Here is an 11703-nt window from a genome sequence, read left to right as displayed (position 1 = left end):
AACAGAAAATGCTATATTAGCCGCAATAAAAGCAAAGGGAATTACAAAAATATACAATGCGGCCAGAGAACCTGAAATAGAAGATTTAGCAAAATTTTTAAATGCTATGGGAGCAAAAATAAATGGAGCAGGAACTAGTTATATAGAGATTGAGGGCGTTAATAGGTTAAATGAAGTTGAATATGAAGTTATACCAGATAGAATTGCTATAGGAACATATATGATTGCAAGTGCCATAACTGGTGGCACTTTAGAAGTAGATAAGGTAGTGCAAGATCATATGGAACCTATATGTGATAAGCTAAGAATAGCTGGATGTGATATAAAATATACTGAGAAGGGGTTAATTTTAGTAGCACCTAAAAAAATAAAAGCTGTAGACTTAGTAAAAACTTGTCCTCATCCAGGATTCCCAACTGATATGCAATCTCAACTTATGGCACTTATGACATTGTCAGATGGTGTGAGTGTATTTCATGAGACTATTTTTGAAAATAGGTTTATGCATTGTGCAGAACTTATTAGAATGGGAGCTAATATAAAATATATAACAGAAAATATATGCATGGTAAATGGAGTAGAAAAACTACACGGTGCAAGAGTTAAATCTCCTGATTTAAGGGGAGGAGCATCTTTAGTATTAGCAGCACTAGCAGCCGATGGTAAAAGTGAAATCAGTGATATATATCATATAGAAAGAGGATATGAAAACTTTGAAAATGTATTAAGAAGTCTTGGTGCAGATATAATTAAATTAAAAGATGAATAAAGGCCTTAAGGCCTTTTTATATTTAATAAAGAAATTTTAGATTATCAAGTAAAGTAATAAATTTATAAGTTAAAAAATAATATAAATTAAGATATATGTAGGAGATAGCACTACAAAAGTTGTATTTATATATAAAATACAGATTAAGAGGGGTACATAGATGAAAAAAAATAAAAAAAGGATAAACACTAGTAAAGTAGTTATTATTTTTAGTCTTATATTAATTGTAGTTATAGTTTTATACACATCACTAAATAGTGGAATATTTAATAGTGATAATATTGAAATAGAGGGGAATAAATATGTTGAATCTGAGTATATTATAAAAGCTTTAGAGGTAAACAATAACAAAAATATATTTAGATACAATATAAAAGATATGGAAGAAATATTATTAAATAATAAATATATTGATAAAGTTGAAATAAAAAGATTACTACCAAATACTTTAAAGGTTAGTATAATAGAAAAAGAAATAGTGGCGAATTTATATAATGAAGAAATATATTGCTATATAGACAAAGAAGGTAATTTTATAGATGAAATTGATGAAAATAATAAAGATAATGAAGTAATTACAGTACATATAGATTATAATAAAACCGATTCACAAGAGATAAAATTTAAGAAAAAAAAAAAAAAAAAAAGGTTACTATACTTATTAGAGTATATAAAAGAAGAAGGTATTTATAAAAAGATAGACAATATAGATATGACAAAACCTAATTCTATAAATATGGGCACTAAGGAGGATATAAATATACTACTAAATAGTGATGAAGAGTTAAAATATAATATATCTAGATTAGCAATGATTTTAGCTGATTTACAGAATAAGAAACAAAAAGGAGGAGAAATTGATTTATCTACTGGAAAGTATGCTTTATATAGGCCTTAAAAATTAAGTCCAATAGGAGTTGATATTATGAAAATAAAAATTCCCTATAAAAGTGTAGTTGTTAGTAGTGTATTTTTAGGGGTATTAATAAGTCTTCAATTTAAGACTATCAATTTAGAGAATGAAGGAATGACTACATCTAAGAAAGGAGAGCAACTATTAATAGAGTTAAAATCATTAAAAAAAGAATCAAATAGCTTAAAAGAACAAATAAATACAATAAAAAGGGAAATAGATAAATACAAAGAAGATGAGGGAGATGATATTTTAAAATCTGAAATTAAGTATTATGAAGAATTAGCAGGATATACAAATGTTAAGGGTACTGGAATAATAGTTAAATTGATAAAAAATAGTTCAGAAGATAGTATAATTTATAATTATGACTTAATACTATCGATTGTAAATAAATTAAATTCAGCTCAAGCAAGTGCTATATCTATAAATGGAGAAAGAATAGTGTTTGATACATACTTAGACTTAAAAGATGATAGTTTATACATAAACAACACTAAAATAAAAGAGCCAATAACTATAAAAGCTATAGGAAATAAAGAAACATTAGAGTCTGCACTTAGAATTAAGTATGGTATTGCTTGGGAGATAGAGAAATATTATAACTATAAAGTTGATATAAAAAGTGACGATAATATAAGTATAAGTGGATATGATAAAAAAATAAAAGATATAGATTTTGGTAATTAAATGAATAAGAGAAAAAAATATATAAAACAAAAAATGGTTATTCTATGCGCGTTTATATTAGGTATTCTTATAGCTATATATATTAAGACTTTAAATCCACAGAAGGTTTATATAACATTAGAAGAAAAGAAAAATTTAGAGCATAAAATAGAAATAGAAAATAAACAAATAGAAAAGCTCAGAAATATTAAACTTGAATATGAGAAAGACTTAGAAGCATACGAGCAAAAATCACTAAATGAAAAATCTGTTAAGGAATTAATGGAATATGAATTATCATATTTAAAAGATGTTACAGGAGAATCTAAAGTAATAGGGGATGGAATAATAATAACTATAAAAGATAGTGAAAATGATTTAAAAGAAAATCAAAATCCAAATGAACTTATAGTTCATGATATAGATATATTAAGAATTGTAAATGATTTAAAAAAAGCTGGAGCTATAGCAATATCTATAAATGGAGAAAGATTACTTACATTAAGTAAAATAAAGTGTTCGGGTTCAACTATAAAAGTAAATGATACTACTTATGGACAACCATTTATAATTAAAGCTATAGGAGACTTAAATACATTAAAGGCTTCAGTGATTTCTCCACAATCATATACTAATATATTACAAGAAGTATACGGTATTTATATAAAAGTAGAAGAGGAAAATGATATTATAATAAATTCTTTCAAAAAATATGAATAAAAAGTATTAAAAAACTTGAAAAATATATTAGTTTCAAAGTAAAATAGAAAAGGTGAATATTATGATATGGATACTAGCAGGGCTAGCACTTGGAGTAGTAGTAGGATTTTATATTCCATTTACATATCCAGCAAATTATTCTTTATACATGTCAGTAGCAATACTTGCCACTATAGATTCAATATTTGGTGCAGTAAAGTCAGGATTAAACGGTAAATATGATAATTTAATCTTTGCAACTGGATTTATAGGAAATGCGTTATTAGCTATAATATTGACGTATATAGGGGATAGATTAGGTCTTCCGCTTTATTATGTAGCTATATTAGTCTTTGGGTCGAGATTATTTGACAATTTATCGGTGATAAGGAGACATATTGTTACAAAAATTAGTGATAAAAAAAGAGGAAAATAAATATTTTTGTGGAATAACTTACTTAAGAATTAACAAAAATTTAGAATTAAATGATATAATTAATACATACATTTACTTACAATCATAAAATAAGGAGGTCTATATATGCTAAACTTTGACGTAGAAATAGATGGTCTTGCGCAAATTAAAGTAATCGGTGCAGGTGGCGGTGGAAATAACGCAGTTAATAGAATGGTAGAAGCTCAGCTTCAAGGTGTAGAGTTTATAGCAGTTAACACAGATAAGCAAGCTCTACATACATCAAAAGCTGAACATAAAATTCAAATAGGTGAAAAGCTTACTAGAGGACTAGGAGCAGGAGCAAATCCTGAAGTTGGAAAGAAAGCAGCAGAAGAAAGTAAGGATGAAATTATAAAAGTACTTGAAGGTGCTGATATGGTATTTGTTACAGCTGGTATGGGTGGAGGAACAGGTACTGGTGCAGCTCCTGTTATAGCTCAGCTTGCAAAGGAAATGGGAATTCTTACAGTAGGAGTTGTTACTAAGCCATTCGTATTTGAAGGTAAAGTAAGAATGAAAAATGCTGAAAATGGGATAGCGGAATTAAAATCTAAAGTAGATACATTAATAACTATACCTAATGATAGATTATTACAAATAGTTCAAAAGAACACTTCTATGTTAGATGCATTCTCTATGGCAGATGATGTATTAAAACAAGGTATACAATCAATATCTGACCTTATAGCAGTACCAGGTCTTATAAACTTAGACTTTGCAGACGTTACTTCTGTAATGAAGGAACAAGGTCTAGCTCATATGGGTATAGGTAATGCAACAGGGGAAAATAGAGCTATAGAAGCAGCTAGAGAAGCTATACAATCTCCACTTCTTGAAACTTCAATAAGAGGAGCCAAAGGAGTATTACTTAATATAACAGGTGGGGCTAATTTAGGTCTTCTTGAAATAAATGAAGCATCAACTTTAGTTCAAGAATCTTGCGATCCAGAAGCTAATATAATATTTGGAGCTTCTATAAGAGAAGATTTAGCTGAAGAAATAAGAATAACAGTAATAGCTACAGGATTTGATGAAGCAAAGCATATGGAACCAGAAGTAATAGAAAAGGTTAAAACTTCACCGAAGCCAACATTAAATACAGCTCCGATAACTACTAAACCTAGCGAAGTAAAAGAAGAAGTTGCTGTTACTAGAGAAGAGCCAAGAAGAAGTTCTATATTAGATGATGATATGGAAATACCAACTTTCTTAAGAAGAAGAAGATAAATATATTAAGAAGCCAGTAGGCTTCTTTTTTTATGTATAAGAAAACTATGAAATAAAAATTTTTTATAGATAAACTCTTAATAGAGAAAGATCAATATATTTAGAAGTATAAAAAATAATGTTTTGAAATACTTTGCCTATGCAGTGGATCAAACAACTGATATTACTAAATTAGTAGCAAGTTTTATATTATTAGCGATATGAATGAAGTAAATTTTTTATTTATATTATTCATATTTATTAGTAAAAAAATAAGATAAAATTTTACTTATATTAAATTAATTCAACAAATAAACAATACAGAAATATAAGTAACTAATATTTAATAGTAAAATGCTTTCTTTTTTTGTTTATTTATACTATAAATTAAATTTCTTTCGACTATTAAAAATGACATAAAATAAAGCATAGTTCAACTTATAATATATTACAAAGGTTAAAGGGGGGGGGAATGTAATGTATATAGAATACTACATTATAGAAAACCTATTAATAAATTATATTATTATAAGTTGTACTTCTATTCTTATAAAAAGGCATACTAACGAAAAAAAAAAATGGATAGGTGCTTTTTTAGGAACTATATACTCAGTTGCATATCTATATCCTACTTTAGGCGTATTATTTACATTGCCATTTAAGTTAATAATTATGACCTTTATAATATTGACATCATTTACATATAAAGATAAAAAAGAATTTATAAGAATATCTTTAGTGTTTTACTTAGTAAATGTTTTTATATGTGGAAGTACCTACTTTATAATCTACTTTACAGGTATAGAGCATATGAAAATATCATTCTTAATAGTATGTACTTATATAAGTTGTGAATTGCTTAAATACATATATCGGGACATAAAAAATCTTAAATATATTAAGGACATAAAAAAAACAATAGATATAAATTTACTTGGTAAACATTTTACATGTGAGGCGTTAGTAGATAGTGGAAACTTACTAAAAGATCCTTTAGGTAATAATGAAGTTATAATAGTTAAATCAAGGGCACTAAAGGGGATTATAAGTGATGAGTTAGTAGAATATAACTATGAGAATATGGATGTATTCAAAGTGCAGAATATTATAAGTTCTTCAGATGAAATATTATCCTCAAGGGTAAGACTTATTCCATATAAGCATGCAGGAAGCAATAGTGGTTCAATAATTTTAGGGATTAAAGCTGACTACATTGAAATTGATAAAAATAAAATAAGTAATGTTGTTATTGGGCTATCTAATTTTGATGATTCAGAATATGATGCTATTTTGAATCCAAATATATTACAGGGGATTTAAATAAAAAAAAGGGGGAGATTAAAGTGAAGTCATTAATATCAAAGGTATTAAATAAAATAGTATTTATATTAATTAAGCTTAATATTATAAAGCCAAAAAGTATTTTTTATATGGGAGGAGTAAATATATTACCTCCACCATTAAGTGCAGAAGAAGAAATGGAATTACTACAGCAATTAGAAACTGATGATAGTATAAAGCAAATTTTAATAGAAAGAAATCTAAGATTAGTTGTATATATATCTAGAAAATTTGAAAATACAGGTATAGATATAGAAGATCTAATATCTATAGGTACAATAGGACTTATAAAAGCAGTAAATACTTTTAAATTGAATAAAAATATAAAATTAGCTACATATGCATCTAGATGTATAGAAAATGAAATTCTTATGTACCTTAGAAAAAATAATAAGAAAAAAATTGAAGTTTCATTTGATGAACCGTTAAATATAGATGTAGATGGTAATGAATTATTGTTATCTGATGTACTAGGAACTGAAAATGATGAAATATACAAAATTATAGAGGAAGAGATAGATAAAGACTTATTAGTTATGGCACTAGATAGATTATCAGATAGAGAAAAGCAAATAATGGAGTTGAGATTTGGGTTAACTACAAGGGGTAGAGAAAGAACTCAAAAGGAAGTTGCTACAATGCTTGGAATATCTCAGTCTTATATATCAAGATTAGAAAAGAAAATAATATCTAGATTAAAAAAAGAAATGAAAAAATTTGTATAGATAAATAATTTACTCTTAAAAGTATAAAAATATATGATGTGTAAATAATTTCATATAAGAAAACTTTTAAGAGAGGACTGAAATGTATGCAAATAAATAAAGTTGAAATCTGTGGTGTAAATACATCTGAACTTCCAGTTCTTAAAAATAATCAAATGATGGAGCTTCTTTTAAAAATAAAAGAGGGAGATGAAGAAGCTAGGCAAGAGTTTGTTAGAGGTAATTTAAGATTAGTTTTAAGTGTGATACAAAAATTTAATAACAGAGGGGAAAACATAGATGACTTATTTCAAATAGGTTGTATAGGACTTATAAAAGCAATTGATAATTTTGATTTAAGTCAAAATGTAAGATTTTCAACTTATGCGGTACCTATGATAATAGGAGAAATAAGAAGGTACTTAAGAGATAATAATCCTATAAGAGTAAGTAGGTCATTAAAAGATATTGCATATAAGGCATTGCAAGTTAGAGAAAGACTAGTAAGAAATAACGCTAAAGAACCAACAGTATCGGAAATAGCAAAGGAGCTAGAACTAGAAGTAGAGGATGTAGTCATGGCTCTAGATGCAATACAAGATCCAATATCTTTATTTGATCCAGTATACCAAGATAATGGAGATGCAATATTTGTAATGGATCAAGTACAAGATAAAAAGGATACAGACGAAAATTGGTTACAGGAAATAGCATTAAAAGAAGCTATCAAAAAATTAAATAGTAGGGAGAAATTGGTATTGGATCTAAGATTTTACAAAGGAAGAACTCAAATTGAGGTAGCAGATGAAATAGGTATATCACAAGCACAAGTATCGAGAATAGAAAAAAATGCACTAAAAAATATGAAAAAATATATATAATAAATTTATTATTATCGTTGGTATGCATGTACCAACGTTTTTTATTTGCATAAATTATAAGAATAATAGGTTATATTTTGGAAATTTATGTTAAAAGATGATATAATATAAGTATATATTAAATAGGAGGAAAGTTTGTGTTAGAATCATCTTTAGTTTATATAATTACAAGGACTTTTCCTGAGAGTATAGTTGTAGTATTATCCGGTATAATATTGCTAGGAATTAATATAGACAAGGAAAAAGTATTAAAATATGGGATATGTTTAGGTTTTATTATAAGTGTTATAAGATTATTGCCTATAAATTTTGGTGTACATTCAATATTATCAATGATAGCTGTTTGGATTATACTATTCAAAAACGCAAATAATGATATAATAAAATCGATGGTTTCTACTTGCTTAGTATGGATATCATTGGCCCTTAGTGAAGGAATATATATATTAATAGCTACTGCTTTATTAAATATAGGCGTAGATAAATTAATGGATAATACATCATTAACAGGAGCAATTATAACTCTTCCATCACTATTAATCATGTTTTTAATAGTTATATTATTAAAGTATATTAAATGTAATATATTGAAATTTAAAATAAGGAGTTAGTTATGGGAGTTATAGATAAGATTGCAATAGATTTATCTACAAAATTAGGAGATAAATTACAAAAAAGTATAGAGGAAAAAGCTGTACTTAGATATGGTTTATTTATCCTCATACATACTTTAATAGCAATAATACTTACAATATTAACTGGGATATTAACAGGAATGACTCTAGAAATAATAATAATATCTATAACAGGTGCATGGTTTAAAAGATATACCGGTGGAGTTCATGCAACTACACCGGAAAGGTGTTTAGCAATAGGTTTAATACTATCATTAATTTTATCCATGTTGTGTAGATATTTAGTTGATAGTGTAAATTTAAATTACATAATGTTAGTAGGCGTTTTTATTATAATTAATTTTTATTATGTAATAAATAAAAAGTGTCCGATTCCATCAAAAAATAAACCATTAAAAAAAGAAAGTACAAGAAAGAAATTAAGAAAAAAGGCAGTTATTTTAATTAATAGCTATACAGTTCTAGTAATAAGTTTATACATTATGTATATTTTGACGAATTTAAATGTTATAAAAACTATAATTGTATCCTGTATATTAGGTATTGTATTACAAATAACTGCATTAACAGAAAAAGGATCAAGTTTTATAAGTTTGTTAGATAGAAGTTTTAATATTTTTTAGAAGAAATAGTTACTTATTTAGATTTTAAAATAATTAATTATTTTGAAATATATATTTAACAGTAGGGGTGATTATAAAATGAATTTCTTATTTAATTCTATATCAGAATTATTAATAGGAATAGCTCAAGAAGCTGCAACTTATTGTATGTTTATTTTCTTTGAACCAGAAATACCTAAATCTTTAAGAGAAGAGTAGCAAAAAGAAAAGACCATAAGGAAATATTTATCCTTATGGTTTTCAATTTAATGAATTAAGTAATTAGGTGAATAATATGAGTATTTTTGAACAAAAAAGGAATAAACAAGTATTTGAAATAATTGTAATATTAAAGATAATATATATTATACTTAGTATGATACCAATATCGAGTTTTCTAAAGTTAAAAAGCGAAATAAAAAGTTTAATCTTGATGACTATGGTAATGATTATTATGTTAATTACAGTATTAGCATATTTTTCATGGATAGTGATTTATATAAGGGGTAGAATAGACAAATCACCAAAATTATCAGATTATATAGAAACAATATTTATGCTGCTAGTATTTATATTTGTAATGTTAACAACAGGGTTATACAATAGTGGATACAAGTTATTAAGCATTTTTATAGTATTAATTAGTGCTATACAATTTGGTAGAAATTATAGCTTAGGTGTTGCTAGTATTTCTACAATTATAATATTGCTTACAGACTTTATATCAGTTGGACTAGATAAACAAACTTTAAGTCAATATTTTGAAAAGGATTTAGTTTTATTGAGTGCATTATTTGTAACCGCATTTATATTAGGTATGTATGTAGATATAGAAAGAGAACATAGTAAAGAACTAAAAAATCTAGCTAATATAGATGAATTAACAGGGCTGTATAATCATAGATATTTTCAAGAGTTTTTACAAAAATCTATTGACAATGCAGATAAGGAAAATCAAGAAGTTTCATTACTATTTATGGATATAGATTACTTTAAAAATTTCAATGATATTAATGGGCATCAAGCTGGAGATTTACTTCTTAAGGAAATTAGTCAAATAATGAAATCTTGTATTAGAGGTTTTGATGTTGTAGCAAGATATGGGGGAGAAGAATTTGCAGCTATACTTCCAAATACTACAGAAAATAATGCAGTAAAAATAGGTGAACGAATTAGATCATCTATACAAAATACATATTTTAAAGGGCAAGAAAATCAGCCAGATAAAAATATAACTATATCAATAGGTGTATCATCATATCCTAAAAAAGCTATAAGTAAGCATCAGTTAATAAATACTGCTGATGATGCATTATATAGGGCAAAATCATTTAATAGAAATAGAGTTGAACTATATCGTAGTGTATTAGATGATTTGTCTGAAAATATGGACATAAATAAAGATACTGTAAAACCTTTAAAAGCTTTTATAAGTATGATGAATATAAAAGATAGATATACGTATGGACATACAGAAAGGGTAGTTATATATGCCAAGTACTTTGGTGAATATCTAGATTTAACTAAAGCGGAAAAGATTAGGTTACAAGTGGCGGCATATCTTCACGATATAGGTAAGTTAGAAATACCAGATGATGTTTTAAACAAAAAAGAAAAACTAACGGAGTCAGATAGACAGATGTTTATTAATCATCCTCAAGCAGGTGTTGATTTGATAAAAGATATAAAGCAACTTGATGAATTTAAACCAATAATAAAGCATCATCATGAAAGGTATGATGGTAAAGGATATCCAAGTGGTCTAAAAAGAACAGAGATACCTTATTTATCGAGGATACTTACAATAGCAGATAGCTTTGATGCTATGACGTCTAATAGACCTTACAATAAAGTAAAAACTCAGGAAGAAGGAATTAAAGAGTTAAGGGATAATGCGGGTACACAGTTTGATCCAGATTTAGTTGAAAAATTCATAGATATGCTTGATAAATATAAAGATAAATTTTAAAAAGATGACCAATATAGGTCATTTTTTTTTGACCAAGTTCATAATTATTTTTATAAATATATTTTTTATTGAGAGGAGATATAATATGATAAGAGTATCTGATATAATGGAAAAGGAAATAATAAATGTAAAAAATGGAAAAAGGATGGGATTTATAACAGATATAGATATGGATATTAATGAAGGAAAAGTAATATCATTTTCTATATCTGGAGATAGTGGACGTGCTTTTTTTTCTAGAGGATATGAAGAAGAGGCAATATCTTGGAATGATATACTAAAAATAGGATGTGATACTATAATAGTAAATATAGGATCAGAGTTTAATTTAGACGAATTTAATATATAGCTACAAAGGAGGACTAAAGATGCAATGCCCTTATTGTAATCATAAAGAATGCAAGGTAATAGATTCTAGACATACGGATTCAAAATCTATAAGAAGGAGAAGAGAATGTGAGGCATGTAAGAAAAGATTTACAACTTATGAAAAAATAGAAACAACACCTATTATGGTAATAAAAAAAGATAATACAAGAGAGTACTTTGATGGAGACAAGATAAAATATGGTATATTAAAATCTTGCGAAAAGAGACCTGTATCAGTTGAACAAATTGAAGAAATAGTAGCGTTTATTGAAAATGAAATAAACAAACACTATATTTCAGAAATAGAAACTGAAAAAATTGGAGAAATGGTAATGGATAAATTAAAAGATGTAGATGAAGTGGCATATGTAAGATTCGCATCTGTTTATAGACAATTTAAAGATATAAATACTTTCGTAACAGAATTAAAAAATATACTTATGGAGAGAGAAGACTAAGATGAACAACTATATAACAATACAACCAATA

At 26.4% G+C, this 11703-nt stretch carries 15 protein-coding genes; all 15 read left to right on the top strand.

The features are described from left to right. Nucleotides 1-769: UDP-N-acetylglucosamine 1-carboxyvinyltransferase (locus Q5F54_RS05850; RefSeq protein WP_302334092.1), on the top strand; the 769-nt coding region annotated here is incomplete at its 5' end. 160 nt (nucleotides 770-929) lie between these two features. Continuing rightward, complete coding sequence (locus Q5F54_RS05845; RefSeq protein WP_302334091.1) at nucleotides 930-1667, top strand: cell division protein FtsQ/DivIB; 738 nt, start codon at nucleotides 930-932, stop codon at nucleotides 1665-1667. 27 nt (nucleotides 1668-1694) lie between these two features. Next, the gene (locus Q5F54_RS05840; protein ID WP_071119606.1) at nucleotides 1695-2372 is read left to right on the top strand and encodes a DUF881 domain-containing protein; all 678 of its coding nucleotides are present in this window, start codon (nucleotides 1695-1697) and stop codon (nucleotides 2370-2372) included. Then, nucleotides 2373-3071, top strand: coding sequence for a DUF881 domain-containing protein (locus Q5F54_RS05835; RefSeq protein WP_281538664.1), 699 nt, complete (start codon nucleotides 2373-2375; stop codon nucleotides 3069-3071). A 61-nt stretch (nucleotides 3072-3132) separates the two neighbouring features. After that, nucleotides 3133-3486, top strand: coding sequence for a small basic family protein (locus Q5F54_RS05830; RefSeq protein WP_083335003.1), 354 nt, complete (start codon nucleotides 3133-3135; stop codon nucleotides 3484-3486). Between the two features lie 105 nt (nucleotides 3487-3591). Next, nucleotides 3592-4734 (top strand): cell division protein FtsZ, encoded by a 1143-nt coding sequence (gene ftsZ / locus Q5F54_RS05825; RefSeq protein WP_288523984.1) that lies wholly within the window; start codon nucleotides 3592-3594, stop codon nucleotides 4732-4734. Between the two features lie 456 nt (nucleotides 4735-5190). Further along, a complete protein-coding gene (locus Q5F54_RS05820; protein WP_071119608.1) occupies nucleotides 5191-6033 on the top strand; it encodes a sigma-E processing peptidase SpoIIGA in 843 nt (280 codons plus the stop codon). Nucleotides 6034-6056: 23 nt separating this feature from the next. Beyond that, nucleotides 6057-6779: an RNA polymerase sporulation sigma factor SigE gene (gene sigE / locus Q5F54_RS05815; RefSeq protein WP_083335004.1), complete on the top strand. Its 723-nt coding sequence runs from the start codon at nucleotides 6057-6059 to the stop codon at nucleotides 6777-6779. A gap of 86 nt (nucleotides 6780-6865) precedes the next feature. Next, on the top strand, nucleotides 6866-7639 hold the full coding sequence (sigG, locus tag Q5F54_RS05810; protein WP_071119610.1) for an RNA polymerase sporulation sigma factor SigG: 774 nt from the start codon (nucleotides 6866-6868) through the stop codon (nucleotides 7637-7639). Between the two features lie 137 nt (nucleotides 7640-7776). Next, a complete protein-coding gene (locus Q5F54_RS05805; RefSeq protein WP_281537928.1) occupies nucleotides 7777-8250 on the top strand; it encodes a hypothetical protein in 474 nt (157 codons plus the stop codon). Between the two features lie 2 nt (nucleotides 8251-8252). Further along, nucleotides 8253-8897, top strand: a complete 645-nt coding sequence (locus Q5F54_RS05800; RefSeq protein WP_281537929.1) for an accessory gene regulator ArgB-like protein — start codon at nucleotides 8253-8255, stop codon at nucleotides 8895-8897. A 78-nt stretch (nucleotides 8898-8975) separates the two neighbouring features. Then, nucleotides 8976-9095: a cyclic lactone autoinducer peptide gene (locus tag Q5F54_RS05795; RefSeq protein ID WP_281537930.1), complete on the top strand. Its 120-nt coding sequence runs from the start codon at nucleotides 8976-8978 to the stop codon at nucleotides 9093-9095. 76 nt (nucleotides 9096-9171) lie between these two features. Further along, entirely contained in the window at nucleotides 9172-10845 is a 1674-nt protein-coding gene (locus Q5F54_RS05790; protein WP_302168805.1) for a diguanylate cyclase, read from the top strand. An 85-nt stretch (nucleotides 10846-10930) separates the two neighbouring features. Further along, on the top strand, nucleotides 10931-11194 hold the full coding sequence (locus Q5F54_RS05785; protein ID WP_071119614.1) for a YlmC/YmxH family sporulation protein: 264 nt from the start codon (nucleotides 10931-10933) through the stop codon (nucleotides 11192-11194). Nucleotides 11195-11213: 19 nt separating this feature from the next. After that, complete coding sequence (nrdR, locus tag Q5F54_RS05780; protein ID WP_277231956.1) at nucleotides 11214-11672, top strand: transcriptional regulator NrdR; 459 nt, start codon at nucleotides 11214-11216, stop codon at nucleotides 11670-11672. Nucleotides 11673-11703 lie beyond the last annotated feature (31 nt).

The organism is uncultured Romboutsia sp. (assembly GCF_958366745.1).
In the GTDB taxonomy this organism is placed as follows: domain Bacteria; phylum Bacillota; class Clostridia; order Peptostreptococcales; family Peptostreptococcaceae; genus Romboutsia; species Romboutsia timonensis.
This window is presented reverse-complemented; position numbering and strand designations above follow the sequence as displayed.

What these genes read in the sequence shown, in the direction of transcription:
- Q5F54_RS05835 (WP_281538664.1), top strand. Translation starts at nt 2,373, where the DNA reads ATGAATAAGAGAAAAAAATATATAAAACAAAAAATGGTTATTCTATGC.
- Q5F54_RS05830 (WP_083335003.1), top strand. Translation starts at nt 3,133, where the DNA reads ATGATATGGATACTAGCAGGGCTAGCACTTGGAGTAGTAGTAGGATTT.
- Q5F54_RS05845 (WP_302334091.1), top strand. Translation starts at nt 930, where the DNA reads ATGAAAAAAAATAAAAAAAGGATAAACACTAGTAAAGTAGTTATTATT.
- Q5F54_RS05785 (WP_071119614.1), top strand. Translation starts at nt 10,931, where the DNA reads ATGATAAGAGTATCTGATATAATGGAAAAGGAAATAATAAATGTAAAA.
- Q5F54_RS05820 (WP_071119608.1), top strand. Translation starts at nt 5,191, where the DNA reads ATGTATATAGAATACTACATTATAGAAAACCTATTAATAAATTATATT.
- Q5F54_RS05795 (WP_281537930.1), top strand. Translation starts at nt 8,976, where the DNA reads ATGAATTTCTTATTTAATTCTATATCAGAATTATTAATAGGAATAGCT.
- sigG (WP_071119610.1), top strand. Translation starts at nt 6,866, where the DNA reads ATGCAAATAAATAAAGTTGAAATCTGTGGTGTAAATACATCTGAACTT.
- nrdR (WP_277231956.1), top strand. Translation starts at nt 11,214, where the DNA reads ATGCAATGCCCTTATTGTAATCATAAAGAATGCAAGGTAATAGATTCT.
- Q5F54_RS05840 (WP_071119606.1), top strand. Translation starts at nt 1,695, where the DNA reads ATGAAAATAAAAATTCCCTATAAAAGTGTAGTTGTTAGTAGTGTATTT.
- ftsZ (WP_288523984.1), top strand. Translation starts at nt 3,592, where the DNA reads ATGCTAAACTTTGACGTAGAAATAGATGGTCTTGCGCAAATTAAAGTA.
- Q5F54_RS05790 (WP_302168805.1), top strand. Translation starts at nt 9,172, where the DNA reads ATGAGTATTTTTGAACAAAAAAGGAATAAACAAGTATTTGAAATAATT.
- Q5F54_RS05800 (WP_281537929.1), top strand. Translation starts at nt 8,253, where the DNA reads ATGGGAGTTATAGATAAGATTGCAATAGATTTATCTACAAAATTAGGA.